This is a genomic window from Pseudomonas sp. Z1-29, from assembly GCF_051131995.1.
GTDB lineage: Bacteria > Pseudomonadota > Gammaproteobacteria > Pseudomonadales > Pseudomonadaceae > Aquipseudomonas.
On sequence record NZ_CP071645.1, the window covers coordinates 3,434,458 to 3,459,363 of the forward strand.

The following is a 24,906-nucleotide window of genomic DNA, read 5'->3' on the forward strand; positions in this document are numbered from 1 at the left end:
CTATCCACCGCTTTATTGTTGTAGTTGCAAGAGTTGATCACGCAGGTAATCCGCGACAACCCGGTTGAACACGTCGCCCTGGTCGTCATGGACATAATGGCTGGCGTCCGCGATTTCCGCCGTCAGCACCCGCGGATTGGCCTCGCGCATCGCCTCCAGGGTTGCCAACGGAAGAAAATCCGAACGCGCGCCACGGATGAACAGCGTCGGGCAGTCCAGCGCCCGCACCGCGGGCCACAGATCAGTCGGGGTGATGCTCAGGCGCGCCTCGGCAATGCCCTTCTGGTCATGACGCCATTCGATGCCCGTCGGCGTCTGCTTCATGGAAAAGCGCAATCGGGACGCCAGCGCATCGGCCGACAGACCCGGTCGCGACTGCCGCCAGAACTGCGCGGCGCTGTCCCAGTCGGGAAACACCAGCGGCGTCTGGCTCATCTCGCGGCGGATACGCTCGGCGCCCTCGCCACGGATCGACGAACCGGGGCCGATGTCCTCGATTACCAGCGCGTGCAGTCGCCCTGGATTGAGCCGGGCGTACTCCAGCGCGTTGGTGCCGCCGAGGGAATGGCCCACCAGGACAAAACGCTCCAGGCCCAGATGAGCCACCCAATCTTCCAGGTCGCTCACATAGCGCTCGGTGCGATAGCTGGACGCCTCGGCCCAGTCACTCTCGCCACGGCCGCGCTGATCCAGCGCATGGCAGACATACTGCTCGCCCAGCGCAGCGGCCAGCGGCGCCCACGTCTGGGCGTAGGAGCGCAGCCCATGGAGCAGCAGCAGCGGAATTGCTGACGGGTTGCCCCAGCGCACATAACGCAGGCGCATCCCCGTCCGATTGGTGAAAAACTGGCTGTTTGCCGACATACGTTTGCTCCCGCGATCAGCGCGCTTCAGTACAGGCCGTCGTTGCCCTTGACGTCCGCTGCCTGGAGGCCGCCCAGACGCGCATGCAGACGTCCGCGCGTGGCGAAGGCCCAGATGATGATCAACTCGTCCGCTGAAGGACCGTCACCGAACGAAAGCGAAATGCTGTCGTAGTGCGAACGCACATACAGCGCGTCCTTGTGGGCCAGCGGCACATCGATGGCCGTACCCGGCCCACCGCGCTTGCCGGTGGAAGGCACCCAGGATTTGCCGCCGCCCAAGGCCAGGCGAATCGGGTCCGCCGCCGGGTTGGTCAGTAGCGCATTGCCGTGTTCGTACTCACCCTGGCTGCCCACCAGGCAAGCCTTGCCGTAGCTGATGATGTGCCGCCCGCCCGCCAGTGCCTGGATACGCCGGCCGAATTCCTCGCCCAACAACGGTGACGGTTCGATCAGCTCGGCCAGGCTCTCGCTGAAGCGTCCGGCATAAGGATTGGCGATCACCGCACCGATGGCGTATTTGAACAACGGCTCGCCATCGGCGAGCTGGCCGGTTTCGTTGGCCAGGGTTTCCTCGACGAAGCTGTACCATTTGCGGATGTGGTAGCTGGCGAAATTCGCGTTTTTCATAACGGAAGCCTCTTTCAAAGTGGGTCGAGATCGAAGTGCCGGCTGGGCGCGCCAGCGGCCTTGAAGCGGGCCTTGCCGCGCTCGTCGTCGTGTTCGGACTCGAGGAAAAATTCCATGCGATTGCCATCGGGGTCGTTGAAATACACGCCGTTGCCGATCTCGTGATCGGTGATTTTCACCACCTCGACGCCCTTGTTCAGCAACATGCCGTAGAGCTGGCGCAGGGTGGTCATGTCACCCGCGATCTCCAGCCCGTAGTGCTGCAATCCCAGGCCGCCCTGATGGGCCCCCGGTGCTGCGCGGATCAAGGCGATGTCGTGGTGCTTGGCACCGAAGGCCATCATGATCCAGCTTTCACCGCGGGCACTTTCATGCATGCCCAACACGTCGGCGTACCAGCGCGCCGACACTTCAGGGTCGCTCACGAACAGCGACAGATGAGTACGAACGACCTCGACTTTCATCGCGCGATACCTCAGTTTTTCTTGACGATGGATTGATGCCCGGACTTGATCTGCGCCACGGCGGGCGTCCAGAGCACATCAGCGATTTCGCTGAATTCACGCCACTGCTTCTGCCAGCCATCACCGCCGTTCTCGGAGGTGAACAGGTGTCCGTACTTGGTGCCGGCGACGATCTGCCGAGGATCAGCCGGGTTGAAGGCAATCGCCCAGACACACGAGTTGGGTTGTTGCGACAGCGGCAACACTTCCCAGCTCAAAGCTGCGTCCCGGGAAACCAGCACCTTGCTGGTGGTGCCTGGCGTGCCGTCGGAGATGCTCAGGTACAGGGTGTCCTCGCTGCCCAGCGGCGCGTTCATGGCGCGCACGTAATACAGGCCGAAGGTTTCCCGGGCGACGATGCCGGTCCAGGTCTGCCCCTCGTCGAGGCTGCGGTAGACGGCATTGACACAGACCACCACGATGACTTTTTGCCCATGGTTGGGCAGGACCAGGATGTTGTGCACATCCGAGTTGTAGTCCCACAACAAGCGGTCATCGACGCGGGTCCAGCTGTCGCCGCCATCGCGGCTATGGAACAGCCCGCCCTCTTCCAGGCCGAACCAGAGCTGGTTGCGATCCGTCGGGTCGTAGGCGAAGGCCAGCAAGCGTGGACGACTGACGCCGTCGCAGAACTCCGGGATCTCAACCGGGGCACGGTCCCAGCTCTGGCCACCGTCGAGGGTGCGCCACAGCACCGCCCGGGAAGGCGCGCCGGTGCCGACGAAAATGCGTTGTGCGTCCTGCGGATCCACGGCGACCTTCCAGACGGTCTGGCCATTGAACGGCGAATCCACCCGCTGCCAATAACCACCGGCATCCCGGCTGATGCACAGGCCGACGTCGGTGCCGGCGTAGATCACTTCGGGAGTGCCTGGGTGGAAACTCAGGGACCGGGTGATTGCATCGAATTCCAGATCCTGGCCCAGGCCCAGGCGATGCCAGGTGCGGCCATCGTCGGCGCTGCGGATGACCGCCTGCCCTACGGTGGCGACTAAAAGCGTTCCGTTACTCATCACTGCTGCTCCTCAAATGAAGATGCCACGGGTCAGGCCGCCATCGATGCCGATGGATTCGCCGGTCACCGCGCCGGCCTTGGGGGACGCGAGGAAACCGATCAGCCAGCCCATTTCGATCGGCGCCAGGGTGCGCCGGATCGGCGTCGCGTCGATGTAGCCCTGCTCCACCTGCTCGGGCGTCTTGCCCTGCTTGACCCCTTCGCGCTCGTACAGCTCCTGGATGTGCGGGGTGTCGACCACGCCGGGGTGAATCAGGTTGACCGTGATGCCGGATGGGCCCAACTGATCGGAAAGGGTCTTGGTCATGTGGGCGATGGCCAGGTTGCGCATGCCCGAGAGCACCTTGCTGCCGCGCCCGGTCAGGCCACCGATGTTGATGATGCGACCGAAGCCGCCGGCCTTCATGTGCGGGGTCACGGCCTTGGCGCACCGGAAATAGCCGATCACCTTGGTGTTCAGGTCCGAGAGCAATTCGTCGTCGCCGGCATGCTCGATGTCGTTGCGCACCACGCCGGACGGGGCCGCGGCGCCGTTGACCAGGATGTCGATCCGGCCGAAGTGCTTGTGCGCGGCCTGGACCATGTCGGACACGGCCGACATCTGGTTGGTGTCACAGAACAGCGGCAGCACGTCGTTGCCGGTTTCGGCGCTGATCTCCTCGGCGGCTTGCTGGAGATACTCCATGCGCCGCGCGCAGATCACCACCTTGCAGCCCTCCTGGGACAGAAAACGCGCGACTTCCTTGCCGATACCCATCCCACCGCCGGTGACGATTGCCACGCGGCCTTGCAATTCCAGATCCATAACAGTTCCTCTTGTGATTATTCGCTCAGGCCAGATCGACAAAGACACTTTTGGTTTCGGTGTACGCATCGATCACGTTCTTGCTCATTTCCCGTCCCCAACCGGATTGCTTATAGCCACCGAAGGGCGACGCCGGGTCGACGACGTTCCAGCAGTTGATCCACACCGACCCGGCCTTCAACTGCGCGGCCACGCGATGGGCGGAACGCAGGTCACGGGTCCAGAGACCGGCCGCCAGCCCGTACGGCGAGTCGTTGGCGCGCAGCACCAGTTCATCGATTTCGGTCCAGCTCATGACGGTCAGCACCGGGCCGAAGATTTCTTCCCGGGCGACGCAGGCGCGCTCGGCACGGTCAAGAAACACGCTGGGGCGAATGAAGTGGCCCTGCTCCAGGTGGTCCGGCCGGTCGCCGCCGCAGATCAGTTCGGCACCCTCCTCCTGGCCCCGTTGCAGGTAGCCACGGACCGTGCCCAATTGCCGGGCCGAGACCAGCGGGCCCATGCTGCTGGCCGGATCCAGGCCTGGCCCGAGGACATGCGCGGCCGCGTGGCGCTGGAGTTCTTCAAGCACTTGGTCGAGGACGCTGGCGTGTACGTAGAGACGCGAGCCGGCGGTGCAGACCTGGCCCTGGTTGTAGAAGATGCCGTCGGCGGCACCCTTGGCGGCGCGGACGATATCGGCGTCCGGCAAGATGATGTTCGGCGACTTGCCACCCAGTTCCAGGGAGACCTTCTTCATGTTGCCGGTGGCCGCCTGGGCGATCAGCCGGCCGACCTGGGTCGAGCCGGTGAAGGCGATCTTGTCGACGTCCGGATGCCCGGCCAGCGGTGCACCGGTCTGGGCACCGAGGCCGGTGAGCAGGTTGACGACGCCGGCCGGGAATCCGGCGGCCTCGATCAACTGCACCAGGCGAATCGCAACCAGGGGCGTCTGCTCGGCGGGCTTGAGCACCGCGACACAACCGGTCGCCAATACCGGGCCGAGCTTCCACACGCACATGGTCAGGGGGAAGTTCCACGGCACGATCAATGCGCAGACGCCCACCGGTTCGCGCAGGGTGTAGTTGAGCATCGGTGCGCCGCTGGCGGGCGACACTGGCAGCGTGCTGCCTTCGATCTTGGTCGGCCAGCCGGCGAAGTAGCGAATGATGTTGGCCGCGCTCGCCGCTTCTCCACGGGCCGTGGCAATCGGCTTGCCGTTTTCCAGGGTGATCAGTTGCGCCAGGTCTTCGCGATGCTGATCGAGCAGCTCCGCCAGACGAAACAGCAACAGGCCGCGCTGGGCCGGCGACTGCTGCGCCCAACTGCCGGTGAAGGCTGCGCGGGCGGCAGCGACCGCGGCGTCGACGTCCCGCTCAGCGCCTTCGGCCACTTCGGCCAGGGTCTGTTCGGTGGCCGGGTTTTCCACGGCGAACCGGCGGCCGCCGGTGGCGTCCTGCCAGGTGCCGCCAATGAACAGGCGCCCCGGCTGCGACAGGAACTGCTCGATGGCAGGTAACAATTGGATCTGGCTCATATCCGCTCCTTCACAGCGCCATTTCGATCAGGCACGGGCCGCCGTCGGCCTTGGCGTTTGCCAGGGCGCGCTGCAACTCGCCATTGGTATGCACCGTGCTGGCCGGCATGCCGTAGCCTCTGGCCAGGGCTTTCCAGTCGATGCGTGGACGGTCCAGCACCGTCAGACTCAAGGCCTCGGGGCCCAGCTCGGTCATGCCGAAGCGGCGCAGTTCGTTCTGCAGGATCGCGTAGCGATGGTTGGCCGCGATCAGGATCACCACCGGCAATTGTTCGCGGGCGATACTCCATAACGTCTGGATGGTGTATTGGGCGCTGCCGTCCGATTGCAGGCAGAACACCTTGTTGCCCCGCTCGGCCATGGCGGCGCCGAATCCCACCGGAATCCCCTGGCCGATGGCGCCACCGGTATTGGTCAACACGCGGTGCCGCGCGGCATGGGCCGAGGCGGTGAAAAACGGATAACCGCACGTGCCGCCTTCGACGGAAACGATACTGTCGTCCGGCAGCGACGCGGCCAGCACCTGCCCGACCGACTGAGGCGTCAGTTCAGCCTCGGCGGCGGGCAGCTCGATCCCGATCGGCGTAGGTATATGCGCCGGCGCCTCAAGCGCATCGGCCAGTGCGGTGAGCGCTCCGGCAACGTCGTCGCCCACCTCGGCCAGACACAACAGCCGCTCACGCTCCGCCAGCCGCGACGCAATGCCTTCGTAGCCGAAATAGCTGATGGGCTCGGGGACGCCGGCGCAGACCACGGCGTCGTATTGGTCGAGGATTTCGATGGCCACTTCGGGAAAATAAGGCAGGCGATCCAGGTCCGGCAGGCCACCGCCGCGATAGCTCAAGCGCGGGAAGGTTTCGGCGAACATCCGCACGCCGGCCAACCGGGCCAGGCGCCCCGCCGCTTCCAGGCCGGCGACCGAGAGACCCTGGTCGCCAACGATGAACACCAGCCGCCGACCGTCACGCAGCGCCCGCGCTACTGCCTCGACCCGATCACCGGCAAAGCGCCGGACCGGGGCCTGCAAAGAGCTGAAGGCTTTTTCCCGCTGCACCGGGCTGGCTTGCAGATCCATCGGCAGGATCAGGCTGGCGATCTGGCCCTTGGCTTGCCAGGCGGCGCGCACCGCTTCCTGGAAATCTTCGCCAATGCCCGCTGCCGTGCGCGAGGTGCGCACCCAGCCGGATACGCTCCCGGCCAACGCCTGGATATCACTCGCCAGCGGCGGATCGTAATTGACGTGCCATGAGGCGTGGTCGCCGATGACGTTGACGATCGGCGTGTTGGCGCGACGGGCGTTGTGCAGGTTGGCGATGCCATTGGCAAAACCCGGCCCGAGGTGGGTCAGGGTCATCGCCGGCTTGCCGGCAATCCGGCCGTAACCATCGGCGGCACCGGTGCATACCCCTTCGAACAACGACAACACCGGCTTGAGGGCTGGCGCGCTGGCCATGGCCGCTACCAGGGGAATCTCGGTCGTCCCGGGGTTGGCGAAGCAGTACTCGATACCGCTTGCCACCGCCGCCTTCACTATCAGTTGCGCACCATTCATTTCCAGCCCTCTTCATCGAGCGTTTGCAGTGGCTGAGATTTATCACACATGAAAATCGACAAAACAAGTTATTTTTTAACGTAAAACTCGTATTTTGAGATTTACGTGATTTTATCGAGCTTAAACGTCGGTCTTGAGACTTGTATTTCTCAGGTATTGGGTTACCTTGGCAGCGCACGCATGGACGACCTCGCAGGCTTTTCATCAGCGACGCGCCTACCTATAGTGCTCACCCAAACGGCCACCTACGCGCCACTCCCCCTTTAGGAGCGAAATGAGCAGCCTGAGCAAAATGCTGAGCGTCCTGGACCTCTTCGGCCCGGATCGACTGAAGATCGACCCCGATACCATTGCCGAACGCATGGGCCTGTCGCGGGCGACCGTGTACCGCTACGTCAAGGACTTGTGTGACGCGGGCCTGTTGACCCGGGTGGATGCCGGCAGCTACGGCCTGGGGCCGCGCATCATCGAGCTTGACTGGATGATGCGTCAGTACGACCCGATCCTCGTCGCCGGGCGCGAGCTGATGCACGAGCTGTCCGAACAGACCGGCCTCGCCGTGTTCGCCAGCGTTTTTTATGACGGTCACATCATCAATACCTACATCGCCGACCCGAATGACACCTACCAGTTCTCATTCGGCCGCGGCCACCCGCTGCCGTTTTTTCGCGGTGCCCAATCCAAGGTATTGATTGCTTTCCAGAAAGGTCGGCGGCTGCAGCGGCTGTTCGACGAGCACCTGGCCAACGACCCCGCGAACACCTACGACTGGGCGGGCTTTTCCAAGGCGACAAAAAAAATCCGCAAGGACGGCTATTGCCTGACGCACGATGAGCTCAATCAAGGGCTGACCGGTATCGCGGCGCCGATCATCAATCCCGGGCTTGATGAAGTGGTGGGCAGCCTTTCGGCCGTCGGCAGCACCCACAGCTTCAAGCTGCTGCGCCAGGAGACCGTGATTGAAATGGTCATGGAGACTACTCGGCGGATTGCCGAGCGGATGCAACATCCGCCTGCTGTGGGCTAGAAAGGGATCTTGCGCCATACCGACCACTTAAAAAAACACCCAACCTGTGGCGAGGGAGCTTGCTCCCGCTGGACTGCGTAGCAGGCCCAAAAAAGAGGGGCCGCTGCGCGACCCAGCGGGAGCAAGCTCCCTCGCCACAGGGTTTAGCGAACAGCCCCTGCCTCAGAACGGCACTGCCACCGTCACTTGGCTGTACACGTTGGTGCCGTTACCGCTCACCTGATTGCCCCCTGTCGTCGCATCCCGATCCGGTTTGTAGAGGCCCACCAGCGGCGTGACGATCAAATGCTCGTTCACCGCCCACTCGGCGTACAGGTCCAGCTCCCGGGCATCCAGGTTCACGGCGTTGTCCTTACGCACCGTGTTGAAGTCGAAGTACAACGCACCGAGGGTCAGGTTCTCCAATGGCCTGGCGGTCAGGCCTAGATGGTGGATGCCGGTACTACTGTTGAACGGGCCGGCATAGTTCCCCGCGACTTCGCCCTGGAACCAGGTGCCGTAACCGGTGCTCTGGCCGGTGAACAGCGAGTCCCATTTTTGCGAATAACGGGTGTAGCGGTAGGTCAGCTTCGGCGTCCAGGCGATATCGGCAAAGGTGTAGCCGGCCTCGGCGTACCAGGCGCTCTGCGGGCCGGCGTCCTTGTCTTGCCAGGCGTATTCGAAGGCCAGGCTGGCGTTCTCGATGCCGGCATCGCCCTCGCCGCGAACACTGTAGACGTCCATGCCCTTGCGCTGGCGCTGGAAATCACTGGCCCAGCGGTCGTTCACGTCCATGCCATGCACCCAGGTCAGCCCCAGCGTACCGGCCTGGGTGGTGTAGTCCAGCGTGCCGGCGGCCAGTTCGGTTTCGGCCTGGGCGCGGTTGTCGGACTTGAGCCACAGCACACTGCCGTGCAGCCCATCCTGCCCGCCCAGGCGCAACACGGCGGTTTGGTCGAACGCATGCCGGGCGGCCAGGTAATAGGCGCCACCGCGGTTCAAACGTCCGTCCGCCGGGCCTTTGCCCAGGTTGGGCCCGTCATCGTTGATCAGGAATCCCCGGCCCAGCTTGACCACCTGGCGGCCGCCGGAGATATCGATACCGTCCCGTCCCAGCACCGGGAACAGATCGGCTGAGCGCCAGCCCAGGTAAGCGTCTTCGATCTTCGTCGTGCGCTCGCTGCCCAGCGTATTGCCGGCCGCGTCGCCATCGCCCCAAGTGGCCGAACTGACCAGATTGAACGCACCGTAGGCGGTGCCACGGTCGGCAAGACCCTGGTCGCCGCTTAATCCGTACTTGATGAAGCCCTCACGCCAAGTCGAACCGCCGGACCTGCCGTTGTAATTCTTGCGGCTGTTGAAATGGCCGAACACCGCCAGCATGTCGGCGTTGAGGTGTGTGTCGTCATCGGCATACAGCTCATAGGCCTGGACCTGGCTCGCGGCGCAGAGCGCCAGCGTGCAGGCAAGACCACTGCCGAAAAATTCCATACGCGCTAGGGACCGCATGGCTGAGCTCCTTGTGGTGCGCCTTTGCAGGCTGCTTTTTTATTTGGGGAGCCGGCGCAGCACGCTACGCCGGTGGACCGGGTCAGCGGCAGTTGGCGAGCGCGTCATCCAGCGCGTCGACCATCAAGCCGGCCTCATCGGAGGTGAGGGTTAGCGGCGGCGAGAGGACGATCTTGTTGCCGATCGGGCGCACCAGCACGCCGGCGCGGCGCGCATGCTCGGCGATGCGCGAGGCCAGCCCGGTGGCCGGGTCCAGCGGTTCACGGGTGGCCTTGTCCGCCACCAGGTCGAGAGCGATCATCAAGCCCTTGCCGCGTGCTTCGCCGACCACCGCGTGACGCTCAGCCAACGGTTGCAGTTGCTCCAGCAACTGGGCGCCGACCTTGCCGGCGTTGCGCGGCAAATCTTCGGCCTCGACGATGTCCAGCACCGCCAAAGCCGCGGCGCAAGCGGTCGGGTGTCCGCTGTAGGTGTAGCCATGCATGATCACGCTGCTGAAACCCGGCCCGTTCTCGATCGCCTCGACGATGCGCCGGTTGAACACGGTAGCGCCCATGGGCACGTAGCCGGCCGTGATGCCCTTGGCCAGGCACAGTACGTCTGGCGAGACGCCCCAGCCACGACTGCCGAGCATGCAGCCGGTGCGGCCGAAACCGGTCACCACTTCATCGGCGATCAGCAGGATGCCGTGGCGATCGCACACCTCGCGCAGGCTCTTCCAGTAGTTGGCCGGCGGGACGATCACGCCGCCGGCGCCCTGCACTGGCTCGGCGATCAGCGCGGCGATGGTCTGCGCACCGAGCAAGGCGATCTGGTCCTCCAACTGACGAATGCAGTGGGCGGTGAGCTCCTGCGGGTCGCGGCAGTCCCAGGGGTTGCGATACAGCCAGGGCGTGTCGAGCAAATGGCAGCCGGCCAACAGCGGCCCATGGTTGTAGTGATAGACGCCGTTGCCACCCACCGAGGTGCCGCCCATGTGCACGCCGTGGTAACCGTTGCGCAACGACAGAAAACGGGTGCGTCCGGGTTCGCCGCTGGCGATCCAGTATTGGCGGGCCATTTTCAACGCGGTCTCGACTGCGTCGGAACCGCCGGAACTGAACAGCACCCGCTCCATGTTTTCCTCGGCAAACATCGACGTCAGCCGCTCGGCGAGATCGAACACCCGAGGATGCGCGATGCCGTCGAAGGTCTGGTAATACGCCAGTTCATCCATCTGCGCGGCAATGGCCGCCTTCACCGAAGCCCGGTTATGGCCGACGTTCACGTTCCACAACCCGCCGACACCGTCGAGCATGCGATGGCCTTCGATGTCGGTGATGTAGTTGCCGTCGCCCCGGGCAATGACCAATGTCTTCGAGCGGTTCGCGGGGGCCGATGAACTCATCGGATGCCAGAATTTCTTTTGCGCTGTCTTGTAGTGCTCGTACATGGTTGCAGTCCTCACTGTGTTTCACGCTTGCGTACGTACAGCAGTTGCTGGCCGGTGAATTCCAGCAACCCCTCAAGGCCGAACTCGACGCCGAACCCGGACATCTTGCTGCCGCCAAACGGCGTATTCGGCTGGATCTGCGCGTGGCAGTTGACCCAGGCCACGCCGCTTTCAAGACGACTGGCCAACGCCTGGGCCTGCTCGATATCGCTGCCCCAGACCGAGCCACCCAAGCCCATGTCGCCGGCATTGGCGCGGCGCAGGACATCCTCGACGTCCTGATAGGCGATCAATGGCAACACCGGGCCAAACTGTTCCTCGTCCACCAGGCGATGGCCATCGGTGACGTCGGCGACCAGGGTTGGCGGGTAGAAGAAGCCCGGCCGGTCCAGTCGCGCACCGCCACACAGCACCCGCGCGCCATGGCCACGGGCGTCGGCTACCAGCGCCTCCACCAGCGCCAATTGTTCAGCGTTCTGCACCGGGCCGAAGGTCACCTCGGGCTCCAGGCCATCGCCCACTACCTGGCGCGCCGCAATGCCCGTCAACGCATCGGCAAAGGCCTCGTATTGGGATTGATGGACGTACAGACGCTTGAGGGCGGCGCAGGTCTGGCCCATGTTGAGGAAGGCCGCCTGGAAAATATCCTCGGCCACCGCCTCGACCGGCGTGCCGGGCAGCACGATCGCAGCATCGTTGCCGCCCAGCTCCAGGGTCAGGCGCTTGAGGTTGGCGGCGGCGCCGCGCATCACACTCTGGCCGGTGGCGGTCGAGCCGGTGAAGACAATCTTCTGAATGCCGGCGTGGGCAGTGATCGCGCTGCCGAAACCTTGTTCACCGGTCACCACATTGATCACGCCATGGGGCACATGACCGGCGATGATTTCCACCAGGCGCAGGGTGCTCAAGGGTGTCAGGCTTGAAGGCTTGCTGATCACGCAGTTGCCGGCCCGCAACGCCGGCATGATGTGCCAGACGGCGATCATGAACGGCCAGTTCCACGGTGTGATCGAGGCCACCACGCCCAAGGGTTTGCGATGCAGCTCGATGCGCTGGGCCGGGGTCTCTTCCACCAGTTCGACGGGAATCTGCTGCTCGGCGGCATAGCGGGTCCAGGCCGCCGCGCCCATGACTTCGGAGAACGCCAGCGCCAGCGGCTTGCCCTGCTCCAGGACGATGAGCCGGGCCAATGCGTCGGCCTCCTGCTCGATATCATCGGCGATATCCAGCAAACGTCGGCGGCGGTCTTCGTGGCTGCTGTGTCGCCATTCGATAAAGGCCGACTGGGCCGCTTCGACAGCAAGGTCCAACTGGGCCAGGGAACCGGCCGGGCAACGGGCGAACGCGGTACCGGTGGCCGGATTGAGCACATCGAAGTGGCCATTTTCACCGTTGACCGGGAGCCCATTGATGAGCATTTGATAATCGTGCATGGAACCTTCCTTTCACGCACTGCCGGACCGTGCGGAACGGCAGCGAACGGGTTTTCTGGGTGACTGGCGTTGCCGGGTTGGCGCCCTAGAGCTTGTGGCTACCCAGTGCGCTATATCGCTCGGGCGCGACCTTGCGCAGTCGGGCGGCGAGGAACACACCGACGATCAGCGCGACGGGAATGACGGCGCACAGGCCGTAGGACAAGAGCTGGCTGGCGCCGGTCAGCACATCGAAATGCAGCACGGCAAGGACTAGCACCGCGAGTAACGCCAGGCATGAAAAGCCGGGAAGGATCCGACCGCGCCACAGCCCGAGTTTCAGTTCCGGGTGTTTGCGGAAATAGACCAGCACCGCAGCCGAAGTGAGCGCCATGAGCAGGATGACGCAGAGGGTGGCCAGGTTGGAGAACCAGGCGAACAGTTGCAGGATCGGGTCGGCGTCCAGCGCGGCGAAAATCAGCACCACCACCGCGGCAATCAGGCTTTGCAGGACCGAGCCCATGTGTGGGCTCTGGTGAACGCGATGGGTCGTCCCCAACCGGCTATGCAGCAGCCCGTCCCGGCCGATGGCGTAGAAGTAACGCGCCGCGGCATTGTGGAACGCCAGCAGCCCGGCGTAGATGCTGACCATGAACAGCACGCGGATGACCTGGGTCAGCTGCGGGCCGACAAAATGATCGGACAGGCCGTAGATGAACGTGGTCGGATCCTGCAGCGCCTGCAGGGTCGGGACGATCTTGTCGGCCCCGACGCCGATGACCATGGCCCAGACCGACAGCGCATAAAAACCACCGATCAACAGCACCGACGCGTAGGTGGCAATGGGAATCGTGCGCTGCGGGTTCCTCGCCTCCTCCCCGTAGATCGTCGTGGCCTCGAAGCCGATGAAGGCGGCAAAACAGAACAACAGGCCGATTGAAGGCGTGCCGCTGAATACGTGGCTGCGGTCAAACGAATCGAGGTTGATGCCACTGTCGCCACCGGACTTGAGCATGGCGAAGTCCAGCGTCAGGATCGCCAGGTATTCGGCAATCACCACTACCGACAACACACGGGCCGACAGGTCGATCTTGCGATAGCCGAGAATCGCCACGCTCGCCATCGCCAGCAGCGAATAAGCCCACCACGGCAATTCCAGGCCGAACATGCTGGCCATCGTGCCACTGACCACACCGCCAAACATCCCGTACAGGCCGACCTGGAGAATGTTGTAGGCAAACATCGCCAACACGCCTGCCGCCCCGCCCGCCAACCCACCGAGGCCACGGGAGGTAAAGGCGTAGAAGCCCCCCGCATTGGTCATGTGCCGGGACATGGCGGTGTATCCCGCCGAAAAGGCCAGCAACACCAACAACGCCAGAAGCAGCAGCGCGGGCGTACCGGCGCCGTTGCCGAGCATGATGCCGATGGGAAAGCCACCGGCGATCACGCTCAGGGGGCTCGCCGCCGAAATCACAAAGAAGATGATGAAGCCGACACCCAGGGCGCCGCGCTTCAACTCCGTCGAGCCATTGATCGGGAAAGATACGCTCATTGTTCTTGACCTTATTGTATGAGGCAGTGTTGCGGGATCGGGACGGCCAACGGCGCCGTTCGCCAAAAGCTTATTGTTCTGGTTGTACGCTGGAATCGATGCTATGCCCTCGCCAGAACCCTGCGCTATCCCAAAACGGCAGCATCCGAAGCGACGCCCCAAAACTGCTCAGCCTGTTTGGTCCGGGGACATGGCGGACCTGTGGCGAGGGGATTTATCCCCGTTGGGCTGCGAAGCAGCCCTGAAGCAGTGAAATCAATCTTCCTGGCACACAGAGCGGCCTGGTTTGGGGCCGCTTCGCAGCCCAGCGGGGATAAATCCCCTCACTACAAATTCAGCGTGCTCTTGAGTGACGCGTATTGGCCCGATGACGACGCACAACGGCTGCCGATTCGGGATAACCGGCAGGCGTTTCCTGGCGCAAGATAACGTTGCCCACCGGTCAAACGACGCGGAGCCCAAAACAATAAAAATCCCCAAGCGCAGGAAACCTCAGCATGTTCTTCGCTCGTCTCTCTATCCAATGGCGGATCACGCTGTTGAGCGGTCTGTGCCTGCTCGCCGTGGTCGGGGCATTGACCGCTGCCTCTCTGTATCAGAACCAGCAAGGCGCGACGCTGCTGAAGCAGCAAAGCAGCCAGCTGCTAGGGCAATCGGCCTTGGAAGGCCTGCGGGCACAGGCCCTGGCACACGGTCAGCGGGTGGAGCGTTTTTTCAGCGAAACAGCGATTTATGGCGAAGGCTTTGCCCAACAAGTGCTTCAACTGCGCACCCAGGCATTGCACGGGCGACTGACGCCAGGGCAACTGCGCCAGGACCTGATCGCCGCAACCCGCCAGGCCCTTGCGAATCGCGAAAAAGTCCTCGGTTTCTACGTGGTGCTGCTTCCCGACGCGCTGGTCGGTCCAGACGCCGGTTTCTCCGGGCAGCGCGACCTGGCCGGCAATGAAAACGGCCGCTTTGCCCTGTACTGGTCACAAAGCCAACCCGGCCATCTGGTGCAAGAAGTGCTCAGCGAAGCCCAGATCAGCGCCAACACCGCGCCACCGGGCAGCGAGCCGGCAAATGCCTGGTACATCTGCCCGCAGACCCAGGGGCGCACATGCGTAACAGAGCCCTACGCGATCGAAGTCGAAGGCCGCAAGACCCTGATGAGCAGCATTTCCATACCGCTGCTGGACGAGGGCAAAGTCATCGGTATCGTCGGCATGGACATCAGCCTGGATACCCTTCAGCAACTCGCCGCCAGCCTTGCCGATGACTTGTACCCCGGCCACAGCGAGATCAGTATTCTCTCCCCCTCCGGGCAGATTGCCGGCCACAGCGGCGCCGTGGCGGGCGCTTCGGTCGATGTGCAGCAAACGGTGCAAACCGCTCCGGCCAACAATCCCTGGCAATTGCAGATACGCGTGCCGGAAGCACTGGTGCAGGCGCCCGCCCTGCACATGCAGGCGCAACTGGACGACAAGCAGCGCCAGTCCAACGGGTTCAACCTCAGCCTCGGCTTGCTCTGCGCCGGGCTGGGACTGTTGCTTGTCTGGCTTAGCGCATACGGCGTGACCCGGCCACTGCTGAGGGTGGCACATATGCTCGATGCGATTGTCGAAGGCGACGGTGACCTCACCCAGCGGCTGCCGAACACGCGGCACGATGAACTGGGTCGACTGGCCGACGGCTTCAATCGCTTTCTCGACAAACTGCAACCGATCATCCGGGATATCCAGCAAGCCTCCCTCGACACCCGGGAGACCGCCGACACCTCGGCGCGCGTTGCCCGCGAAGTCAGCGCGGGCATGCAGCAGCAATACCGCGAGGTAGAACTGGCGGCGACGGCTTTGCACGAAATGAGCGCCAGCGCCCAGGAGGTTGCCCGCCATTCCCACCAGGCCGCCGATGCCGCAACGGTAGCCCAGAATGCCAGTCGATCGGGGCAGGAGATGTTCGCCAGTGCCGTCAACAGCATCGATGCCCTGGACCAACGGCTGGAGGCAACGCTTGGGCAGGTCAGAGTACTGGCGGACAACAGCCAGCAGATCAGCCAGGTGCTCGACGTCATCTGCGCCATCGCCCAGCAAACCAACCTGCTGGCCTTGAATGCCGCTATCGAAGCGGCCCGCGCCGGCGAACAGGGCCGCGGCTTCGCGGTGGTGGCTGACGAAGTCCGGCATCTGGCGAGCAACACGCAGAACTCGGTCGAGCAGATACGCACGGTGATCGAAGCGTTGCAGCAACTGAGCCAGGAGGTGGTGCACAGCACCCAATCGAGCCGCGAGCTGGCCAGGGGCAGCGTGGTCCAGGTCGAGCAGACCCACGGGGCACTGCAACGTATCACCCGGGCGGTGGAAGTGATCGAACAGATGAGCCAGCAAATCGCCAGCGCAGCCCTGGAACAAAGCTCGGTCGTGGAGGACATCAGCCATCGGGTGAGCGGCATTCGCGGCATCAGCGAAACCTTGAGCGGCCAGATGCACGAAGCCTCCGAGGCCAGCCACTCGCTGCATGCCATGGCCAACCATCAACAGCAGTTGGTGGAGCACTTTCGGATCTAGCGCGGTTACACAATTTCACAGAGCGCCTACAAAGCTTCACCCCTGACCTTGGCTCCGGTCCCTACCATGGGCGGTTCAATATTGGGGAAGCACCATGTCCAAGATTCCTTTCGTCACACTGGGCCTGTTGGTCGGGGCGTTGCTGAGCGGCTGTGACAGCGCCTCGACCCCGGAAGAATCCGCGCCGCTGGCAAGCGTGCGTATCGAGACCGTCCAGGCCGGGCCACTGTCGATCAGCAACGAACTGAGTGGCCGTATCGCCGCGCCACGGGTGGCCGAGGTCCGTGCACGGGTAGCCGGCGTGGTCTTGCAGCGAGTGTTTCGAGAAGGCCGCGACGTCAAGCAGGGCGACGTGTTGTTTCGCATCGACCCGGCGCCGTTCAAGGCCGACCTGGACAGCGCCGAGGCGGCATTGCGCAAGGCCGAGGCCAATGCGTTCCAGGCCCGGTTGCAGGCGCAGCGTTATGCCCAGTTGATCGATGACCAGGCGATCAGCGGCCAGGAATATGACAATGCCCGGGCCGCCGTGCGCCAGACCGCAGCCGACGTCGCCGCCAACAAGGCGGCCGTTGAACGGGCGAAGCTGAACCTGGGCTACGCCACGGTGACCGCACCGATTTCCGGGCGCATCGGCCGGGCCCTGGTGACGGAAGGCGCGCTGGTGGGGCAGAACGAAAGCACGCCACTGGCGCTGATCCAGCAGTTGGACCCGATCCACGCCGACCTCACCCAATCGACCCGCGAACTCAACGAGCTGCGTCGCGCGTTCCGTGCGGGGCAGCTGCAAGCCGTCGGCCAGGGCCAGGCCAAGGCCACCTTGATCGAGGACGACGGCAGCCCTTATCCGCTGCCGGGCAAGTTGCTGTTCACCGACCTCAGCGTCGACCCGAGCACCGGCCAGATCACCCTGCGCAGCGAGTTCCCCAACCCCGACCTCGATCTGCTGCCCGGCAGCTTCATTCGCGTACGCCTGGAACAGGCGGTCAACCGCCAGGGAATCACCGTGCCGCAACGGGCGATCCTGCGCGACAGCGCCGGCGTCGCGCAGGTGCTGCTGCTGGACGCCGAGCAGAAGATCAGTCAGCAACCGGTGCAACTGGGCGCGGCGCAGAACGATCGCTGGATCGTCACGCAAGGCTTGAAGCCGGGCGATCGCATCGTCGTCGAAGGCCTGCAGCATGCCCGCCCCGGTGAACAGGTCCGGGTCGACGACGCCCCTCTCCCCCTCGCCCAGGTTCCCGGGCCACAGGCAGGACACTAAGCCATGCCGCATTTTTTCATCGACCGCCCCGTCTTCGCCTGGGTCGTCGCGCTGTTCATCCTGCTAGCCGGGATCCTGGCCATTCCGCAACTGCCGGTGGCGCAGTACCCGGTCGTGGCTCCGCCGCAAATCGAGATCTACGCGGTGTACCCGGGCGCTTCGGCGCAGACGGTGGACGAAAGCGTGGTCAGCCTGATCGAGGAGGAGCTCAACGGCGCCGACAATCTGTTGTATTTCGAATCCCAGAGCAGTCTCGGCAGCGCGACGATTACCGCGACCTTTCAACCGGGGACGAACCCGGAACTGGCCCAGGTCGACGTGCAGAACCGCCTCAAAGCCGTGGAGTCGCGCTTGCCGCAGGCGGTTACCCAGCAGGGCTTGCAGGTCGATAAGGTTTCCGCCGGCTTCCTGCTGCTGATCACCCTCACCTCCAGCGACGGCAAGCTCGACGACGTGGCGCTCAGCGACTACCTGGCGCGCAACGTGATGAACGAGATCAAGCGCCTCGACGGTGTCGGCAAGGCCCAACTGTACGGTGCCGAGCGAGCCATGCGGATCTGGATCGACCCGCAGAAGTTGCTGGGTTTCAACCTGACCCCGGCCGACGTCAACGCTGCCATCGTGGCGCAGAACGCCCAAGTCTCGGCCGGCAGCCTCGGCGACCTGCCGAGCCGCAGCACCCAGGAAATCACCGCGACCATCGTCGTCAAGGGCCAGCTCTCGAACCCGCAGGAATTTGCCGACATTGTGCTCAAGGCCAACCCCGACGGTTCCACGGTGCGCATCGCCGACATCGCGCGGGTGGAAATCGGCAGCCAGGAATATCAGTTCTCCACGCGCCTGAACGGCAAACCCTCCACCGCCGTGGCCGTTCAGCTGTCGCCGGGCGCCAACGCGCTGAACACCGCCACTCTGGTGCGCGCGAAAATGGATGAGCTGTCGCGCTACTTTCCGGCCGGCGTGGAGTACAAGATTCCCTACGACACGTCGCCGTTCGTCAAGGTCTCGATCACCAAGGTGGTCTATACCCTCGGCGAGGCGATGCTGCTGGTGTTCGCGGTGATGTTCCTGTTCCTGCAGAACATCCGCTACACGCTGATCCCCACCCTCGTCGTGCCAGTGGCGCTGATGGGCACCTTCGCGACCATGCTCGCGCTGGGGTTCTCGATCAACGTGCTGACCATGTTCGGCATGGTGCTGGCCATCGGCATCCTGGTGGACGACGCCATCGTAGTGGTAGAAAACGTCGAGCGCATCATGGCCGAGGAAGGCCTGTCGCCCAAGGAAGCGACGCGCAAGGCCATGGGCCAGATCACCGGGGCGATCATCGGCATCACCCTGGTGCTGGTGGCGGTGTTCATTCCGATGGCGTTCATGCAGGGTTCGGTGGGCGTAATCTACCAGCAGTTCTCGCTGTCGATGGCGACGTCGATCCTGTTCTCGGCCTTTCTCGCGCTGACCTTGACCCCGGCGCTTTGCGCGACCTTGCTCAAACCGATCACCCAAGGCGATCACCATGCAAAGGGTGGTTTTTTTGGCTGGTTCAACCGTGGCTTCGACCGGTTCGGCAACCGCTACCAGGGTTGGGTCGCCTACGCGATGAAACGCAGCGGCCGCTATCTGTTGATCTATGGCGTGCTGCTGGTGGGCATGGGCCTGCTGTTCAGTCGCCTGCCCTCCTCGTTCCTGCCGGTGGAAGACCAGGGCTACACCATCACCGACATCCAGCTGCCGCCGGGTGCCAGCAAGAATCGTACGGTGCAGGTGGTGGAGCAGATCGAGGCGCACAATGCCGGCGAGCCTGGGGTCGGCGACAGCACGGTCATCCTCGGCTTCAGTTTCTCTGGCAGCGGGCAGAATGCGGCCCTGGCATTTACCACGCTGAAAGACTGGTCGCAGCGCGGTGGCGACGATTCGGCGGCGGCCATCGCCGATCGCGCCAACCAGGCCTTCGCTGGAATCAAGGACGCCATGGTGTTTTCCGTGCTGCCACCGCCGGTGGACGGTCTCGGCACCTCCAGCGGTTTCGAGTTCCGCTTGCAGGACCGCGGCGGCCTCGGCCACGCCACGCTGATGCAGGCCCGCAGCGATCTGCTCGCCGCCGCGGATAAAAGCCCGGTGCTGATGAATGTGCGCGAAAGCGCCCTGGCGGAAGCGCCGCAGGTGCAACTGGAAGTGGATCGGAAACAGGCGAATGCCTTGGGCATCTCCTTTGCCGACGTCGGCAGTGTGTTGTCCACGGCGGTGGGCTCAGCCTACATCAATGACTTCCCGAACCAGGGCCGCATGCAGCGGGTGGTGGTCCAGGCCGAGGGTGACCAGCGCAGCCAGGTCGAGGACCTGCTGAAGATTCACGTACGCAACAGCAGCGGGAAGATGGTGCCGTTGTCGGCGTTTGTCCAGGCGCGCTGGACCCAGGGGCCGGCACAGTTGACTCGCTACAACGGCTATCCAGCGGTGAGTATTTCCGGAGAACCGGCGCCGGGCTACAGCACCGGGCAAGCCATGGCCGAGATCGAACGGCTGGTGGCCCAGGGGCCCAAGGGCATGGGTCAGGAATGGACCGGCCTGTCCTTGCAGGAGCGCTTGTCCGGCAGCCAGGCACCGATCCTGCTGGGCCTGTCGCTGCTGGTGGTGTTCCTGTGCCTGGCGGCACTGTACGAGAGCTGGTCGATCCCGACCTCGGTGTTGCTGGTGGTACCGCTGGGCGTGCTCGGCGCCGTAATGGCTGTTTCGTTGCGTGGCATGCCCAACGATGTGTTCTTCAAGATCGGCCTGATTACCATCATCGGCCTGTCAGCGAAGAACGCCATTCTGATCATCGAATTCGCCAAGAGCCTCTACGACGATGGCCATGACCTGCTCGACGCCACGCTCCAGGCCGCGCGCCTGCGCCTGCGGCCGATCATCATGACCTCGCTGGCGTTCATCCTCGGCGTGGTCCCGTTGGCGATCGCCACCGGGGCCAGCTCGGCGAGCCAGCAGGCGATTGGTACCGGCGTGATCGGCGGGATGATCAGCGCCACGCTGGCGGTGGTGTTTGTCCCGGTGTTTTTCGTGGTGGTGATGAAGCGGGTCGCGCGCAGCAAAACGCGTTGAGGCTGGCTACGCTAATTGCCCTGTGGCACAGCCTGGCTCTCGACGCTGGCCAGGGCTTTGTCCGCCAGGCGTCGTACCCAGCCGGCGTCCCTGTCATTGACGACCGCATAACGGTCCGGCGGGAAAAACATCCAGTGATGGGCAATCTGCGCGAGTCGCTTGATCTCATCGGCAGACATCCAGTAAGACGTCTGCGTCATTGGCAAAGGCTCACCGTCGAAACGCCGGCCAAGCGCCAACTGGGTGCCGGGAGCGAAGGCAATCGCCAGTTGCTGCTTGGGTTGCATCTGCTTCTCCGGCGCGGGGATCTGCCCTACCCGTCGGTAGCAGAAATCACCGGGAAATTCCTCCTTGAGCACCAGCCAATGGCCGGCCGTGGTCATCGCCAGGATCCACTGCGACACGCCGGAGCTTTGCACCCGCTCCAGCTTGTCGTTTTTCCATAACATCAGGCTGCTGCAATCGGGATCAAAGTCGTTGGCCCACAGGCTGATGGCCGAGACCAGCGTGTGACGCTCAAGCTCGACCAGCCCTTGATCGGGCATCGATTGCCAATAGTGCTTGGTCGGGTCGCGCGAATCGCGCAGGTAATTGGACAGTATCCACGCCGCCACGAAAAGCAGCGTCGCCAGCGCCAGCCAGCCCAAGGAGTCGCCGACGATCCGATCAACGTCCAGGTCCGGGGCGAACAACTTCTGGACCAGGCCCAGGCCCGCCAGGAACACCACGCCCGGCAGCACCGGGCCCATGCTCAATGGCGGCAGCAGTACGACCAACCAACTGAAGTCATGCATGGACGCACGGTCCCGCGCCCAGGCCAGCTCCTGCGCAAGCATCGGTGCCTGCTCTCGCGGCCCGATGGCTGGATCAGGGGTCTGGAAGCGGAAGAACTGCGTGTGGGAGTCGTCGCGCATGGAGGGCGTCATTTCTCTTGAAACGGGTCGCGCATCTTGGGCGATTTTTGATTGCGCGAACAGTCTCTCCAGAGTTCCCATTCCTGTGTGGCCGGACCCGCGTCTTCGCGAGCAGGCTCGCTCCCACAGGGAGGCGGAAATTCTGTGGGAGCGAGCCTGCTCGCGAAGACGGCGGTAAGCCAGTGATCAGTCCGCCTGCACCGTCACCTGACGCTGTTCACCCAAACCTTGAATGCCCAGGCGCATGGTCTGGCCCGGGCGCAGGAACACCGGGTTGGGCTTGATGCCCAGGCCGACACCCGGTGGCGTCCCGGTCGAGATCACGTCGCCGGGCTGCAGGCTCATGCACCGGCTCAGGTAGGCAATCAGTTGCGGCACGCTGAAGATCAGCGTCCGGGTATTGCCGTTCTGATAACGATGTCCGTCGACTTCCAGCCACAGATCCAGCGCGTGGGGATCGGCGATTTCGTCCTTCGTCACCAGCCAGGGTCCAAGCGGGCCGAAGGTGTCGAAGCCTTTGCCCTTGTCCCAGGTGCCGCCGCGTTCGAGTTGCCACTCGCGTTCCGACACATCGTTGATGACGCAATAACCGGCGACATGCTCCATGGCGTTCGCTTCGTCGATGTAGCGCCCGCCCTTGCCAATGACCACGCCGAGTTCGACTTCCCAATCGGTCTTGAGCGAGCCACGGGGAATCTGAACATCGTCGTTCGGTCCGCAGATGGCGCTGGTCCACTTGTTGAAGATGATCGGTTCTTTCGGCACCTCCATGTTCGACTCGGCGGCATGGTCGGCGTAGTTCAGGCCGATGCAGATGAACTTGCCGACCTGTCCGACGCACGCGCCGATCCGCGGCTGCCCGCCCACGACCGGCAGGCTGCGCGGGTCGATGGCGGCGAGTCTTGCCAGGCCTTCAGGAGCCAGGGCTTGCCCGGCGATGTCTGGCACGTGGCCCGACAGGTCACGGATCTGATTGTCATCATCCAGCAGCCCGGGCTTTTCCGAACCTTTTTCGCCGTAACGCAACAGTTTCATGAAGTGCTCCTGCTCAAATGAAAATTCAGAGGCTCATGCCACCGTCAATGACGTGTACCGTCCCGGTGGTGTAGGCAGATGCGTCGCTGCCCAGGTACAGCGCCAGTTGCGCGACCTCCTCGGTGTTGCCGATGCGCCCCATGGGCTGGCGGTCGAGAAACTGCCGGTAGACCTGTTCCTCCTCGACCCCCTGCTGCGCCGCCTGGTCGGCAATGCGCTGGCGCAGCGAAGGCGAATCCACGGTGCCGGGGCATATCGCATTGCAACGGATACCCTGACTGACGAAGTCGATGGCGACGGACTTGGTCAGCCCGACTACCGCCGCCTTGCTGGCAGCATAGGCGAAACGATTGGGCACGCCCTTGATACTGGACGCCACCGACGACATGTTGATGATCGACCCGCCGCCACGCGCCAGCATACCCGGCAGAAACGCGCGGATCATGCGGTACATGGCGCTGACATTGAGGTCCATCGAGCGCGCCCAGGCGGCTTCGTCGCAATCGAGAATGGTGCCGCTGTGCACGTAGCCGGCGCAGTTGAAAAGCACGTCCAGCCCGCCAATCCGCTCGCGGGCGGCGTCGATGGCGCTGGCCGAGGTGACATCCAGGAGCATCGGCGTGACCCCCTCGATGCCCGCCAGCGCGCGAATATCGATGTCACTGGCGAACACCTCGGCGCCGGCCCGGGCGAAGGCCACGGCGCTGGCCAGGCCGATGCCCTGTCCCGCCGCCGTCACCAGCACCCGCTTGCCTCGCAGGTTCATGCGGTCTCCAGTTGCGCGGCGGTGGGCGCGGTCTTGGGGGTCCTGCCGAGCATCGAGGCGGGAATCGCCAGGATCAACCCGCCGCTGACCAACAGGCACAGCGCCAGGACGTACGTACCGTTGTTGATGTTACCCGTCAGGGTTTCCGCCACGGCCGTGATCATCGAACCGGTGAAGCCCGACAGGTTGCCGATCGCGTTGATCATGCCGATCCCGGCTGCGGCGGCAACGCCCGACAGCACAGTGCCCGGCAAGGTCCAGAAAATCGGCATCAGGCTAAGGATCCCCGAGGCGGAGACGCTGAGGAACAGCACCGACAGCACCAGGTTATCGGCGAAAAACGCGCTGAGGATCAGCCCGGCGCCACCAATGAATGCCGGGATGGCTGCGTGCAGGCGCCGTTCGCCGGTGCGGTTGGAGTGCCGCGCATTGAGCAGCATCGCCACGATTGCCACCGAGTAGGGAATGGCGGTGAGCAAGCCGATGTGCAGGCTATTGGTGATGCCGGTGCTCTTGATGATCGAGGGCATCCAGAAGGCCAGGCCGTAGAAACCGGTGTTGAAGGTCAGCAGGATCAGCACCAGCAACCAGACGCGAGGGTTGAAGAACACTTCGCTCAAGCGCGAAGCCTTGCCCTGGTTGTCGGTTTGCAGGTTGGCCTTGAGCATGGCCTTTTCCGCTGCCGACAGCCACTTGGCCTTGTCGATGTTATCGGCCAGGCAGACGATCACCACGAAGGCCATGATGATCGAAGGGATGCCCTCGATGATCAGCATCCACTGCCAGCCGGACATGCCTTGCACGCCCTGCATGCTGTTCATCAGCCACCCGGACAGGATCCCGCCCAGTGTCAGGCTGACCGGCAACGCCAGCAGGAACCCGGACATCACCCGGCTCTGCCGGTGGGTCGGGAACCAGTAGTTGAGGTAGAGGATCACGCCGGGGAAAAAGCCTGCTTCACAGATGCCTAGCAGGAAACGCAGCACATAGAACATCGTGCTCGATTCGATGTGGAAGAACGCTGCCAGCGGCACCGTGTAGGCCACGGCCATGGAGATCACCGCCCAACTGAGCATGATCCGGGCGATCCAGAACCGCGCGCCCAGACGATGCAGCAACAGGTTGCTGGGGACCTCGAACAGGAAATAGCCCCAGAAAAACATACTGGCGCCCAAGGCGTACACGGTGTTGCTGAATTGCAACTCGGCGAGCATGTCGAGCTTGGCGAAGCCGATATTGACCCGATCAAGGTATGCCGCCATGTAGCACAACAGCAGCACGGGCAGGATCCGCCAGATCACCTTGCGGTAGGTCCGGTCTTCGAAATCCAGTTCGCCGGCTTGCGCCTGGGCAGGCAACGGCTCGGAGATGGTTTGCATGAGGTAACCCCTGATTGTTGTTATTGGGTCACGTCGGATGAGCGGCTCATCCGGCGATTGAACGAGGACTCTACTGTCGCGGATCGATTCTTTCCCAATGGCATT

The 24,906-nt window shown here is 63.7% G+C and carries 18 protein-coding genes and 2 pseudogenes; 5 read left to right on the forward strand and 15 right to left on the reverse strand.

What is annotated here, in order from left to right:
- Positions 1-12 precede the first annotated feature (12 nt).
- Genes J3P84_RS15440 through J3P84_RS15470 form a run of 7 tightly spaced genes read right to left on the reverse strand, consistent with a single transcriptional unit; the run spans position 13 to position 6,884 of the window.
- Positions 13-864: an alpha/beta fold hydrolase gene (locus J3P84_RS15440; RefSeq protein ID WP_434624132.1), complete on the reverse strand. Its 852-nt coding sequence runs from the start codon at positions 862-864 to the stop codon at positions 13-15.
- A gap of 26 nt (positions 865-890) precedes the next feature.
- On the reverse strand, positions 891-1,493 hold the full coding sequence (locus J3P84_RS15445) for an amino acid synthesis family protein (RefSeq protein WP_434624134.1): 603 nt from the start codon (positions 1,491-1,493) through the stop codon (positions 891-893).
- 14 nt (positions 1,494-1,507) lie between these two features.
- Positions 1,508-1,957: a VOC family protein gene (locus J3P84_RS15450; protein WP_305495050.1), complete on the reverse strand. Its 450-nt coding sequence runs from the start codon at positions 1,955-1,957 to the stop codon at positions 1,508-1,510.
- Positions 1,958-1,968: 11 nt separating this feature from the next.
- Entirely contained in the window at positions 1,969-3,009 is a 1,041-nt protein-coding gene (locus J3P84_RS15455; RefSeq protein WP_434624136.1) for a VPS10 domain-containing protein, read from the reverse strand.
- 12 nt (positions 3,010-3,021) lie between these two features.
- Entirely contained in the window at positions 3,022-3,816 is a 795-nt protein-coding gene (locus J3P84_RS15460) for an SDR family NAD(P)-dependent oxidoreductase (protein WP_434624138.1), read from the reverse strand.
- Positions 3,817-3,841: 25 nt separating this feature from the next.
- Positions 3,842-5,332 carry an aldehyde dehydrogenase family protein gene (locus tag J3P84_RS15465; protein WP_434624140.1) on the reverse strand — a complete coding sequence of 497 codons (1,491 nt, stop codon included), beginning with the start codon at positions 5,330-5,332 and terminating at the stop codon, positions 3,842-3,844.
- Positions 5,333-5,342: 10 nt separating this feature from the next.
- A complete protein-coding gene (locus J3P84_RS15470; RefSeq protein ID WP_434624142.1) occupies positions 5,343-6,884 on the reverse strand; it encodes an acetolactate synthase large subunit in 1,542 nt (513 codons plus the stop codon).
- Between the two features lie 274 nt (positions 6,885-7,158).
- Here J3P84_RS15470 and J3P84_RS15475 point away from each other — a divergent pair, with 274 nt between their 5' ends.
- The gene (locus J3P84_RS15475; RefSeq protein WP_434624144.1) at positions 7,159-7,911 is read left to right on the forward strand and encodes an IclR family transcriptional regulator; all 753 of its coding nucleotides are present in this window, start codon (positions 7,159-7,161) and stop codon (positions 7,909-7,911) included.
- Between the two features lie 162 nt (positions 7,912-8,073).
- On the opposite strand, the gene J3P84_RS15480 is transcribed toward J3P84_RS15475, so the two are convergent.
- The 4 genes from J3P84_RS15480 to J3P84_RS15495 form a co-directional block, all read right to left on the reverse strand.
- Positions 8,074-9,399 (reverse strand): hypothetical protein, encoded by a 1,326-nt coding sequence (locus J3P84_RS15480; RefSeq protein WP_434624146.1) that lies wholly within the window; start codon positions 9,397-9,399, stop codon positions 8,074-8,076.
- A gap of 82 nt (positions 9,400-9,481) precedes the next feature.
- On the reverse strand, positions 9,482-10,831 hold the full coding sequence (locus J3P84_RS15485) for an aminotransferase class III-fold pyridoxal phosphate-dependent enzyme (RefSeq protein WP_434624148.1): 1,350 nt from the start codon (positions 10,829-10,831) through the stop codon (positions 9,482-9,484).
- Between the two features lie 11 nt (positions 10,832-10,842).
- A complete protein-coding gene (locus J3P84_RS15490; RefSeq protein ID WP_434624150.1) occupies positions 10,843-12,264 on the reverse strand; it encodes an aldehyde dehydrogenase family protein in 1,422 nt (473 codons plus the stop codon).
- 85 nt (positions 12,265-12,349) lie between these two features.
- A complete protein-coding gene (locus tag J3P84_RS15495) occupies positions 12,350-13,798 on the reverse strand; it encodes an APC family permease (protein WP_434624152.1) in 1,449 nt (482 codons plus the stop codon).
- Positions 13,799-14,295: 497 nt separating this feature from the next.
- On the opposite strand from J3P84_RS15495, the pseudogene J3P84_RS15500 reads away from it, so the two are divergent.
- The 4 genes and pseudogenes from J3P84_RS15500 to J3P84_RS15515 form a co-directional block, all read left to right on the forward strand.
- A pseudogene (locus tag J3P84_RS15500) lies at positions 14,296-15,441 on the forward strand (PDC sensor domain-containing protein); the annotation flags it as partial.
- Between the two features lie 309 nt (positions 15,442-15,750).
- Positions 15,751-16,347, forward strand: a pseudogene (locus J3P84_RS15505) (methyl-accepting chemotaxis protein); the annotation flags it as partial.
- Between the two features lie 94 nt (positions 16,348-16,441).
- Positions 16,442-17,608, forward strand: a complete 1,167-nt coding sequence (locus J3P84_RS15510) for an efflux RND transporter periplasmic adaptor subunit (RefSeq protein WP_434624154.1) — start codon at positions 16,442-16,444, stop codon at positions 17,606-17,608.
- Between the two features lie 3 nt (positions 17,609-17,611).
- Positions 17,612-20,707 (forward strand): multidrug efflux RND transporter permease subunit, encoded by a 3,096-nt coding sequence (locus tag J3P84_RS15515; protein ID WP_434624157.1) that lies wholly within the window; start codon positions 17,612-17,614, stop codon positions 20,705-20,707.
- A gap of 11 nt (positions 20,708-20,718) precedes the next feature.
- On the opposite strand, the gene J3P84_RS15520 is transcribed toward J3P84_RS15515, so the two are convergent.
- From J3P84_RS15520 to J3P84_RS15535, 4 genes are all read right to left on the reverse strand, one after another.
- Positions 20,719-21,621 (reverse strand): hypothetical protein, encoded by a 903-nt coding sequence (locus J3P84_RS15520; RefSeq protein WP_434624159.1) that lies wholly within the window; start codon positions 21,619-21,621, stop codon positions 20,719-20,721.
- A gap of 186 nt (positions 21,622-21,807) precedes the next feature.
- Complete coding sequence (locus J3P84_RS15525) at positions 21,808-22,656, reverse strand: ureidoglycolate lyase (RefSeq protein WP_434624161.1); 849 nt, start codon at positions 22,654-22,656, stop codon at positions 21,808-21,810.
- A gap of 25 nt (positions 22,657-22,681) precedes the next feature.
- A complete protein-coding gene (locus tag J3P84_RS15530) occupies positions 22,682-23,422 on the reverse strand; it encodes an SDR family oxidoreductase (protein ID WP_434624163.1) in 741 nt (246 codons plus the stop codon).
- Entirely contained in the window at positions 23,419-24,801 is a 1,383-nt protein-coding gene (locus tag J3P84_RS15535; protein ID WP_434624165.1) for an MFS transporter, read from the reverse strand. The genes J3P84_RS15530 and J3P84_RS15535 overlap by 4 nt, the downstream gene beginning before the upstream one ends.
- Between the last annotated feature and the right edge of the window lie 105 nt (positions 24,802-24,906).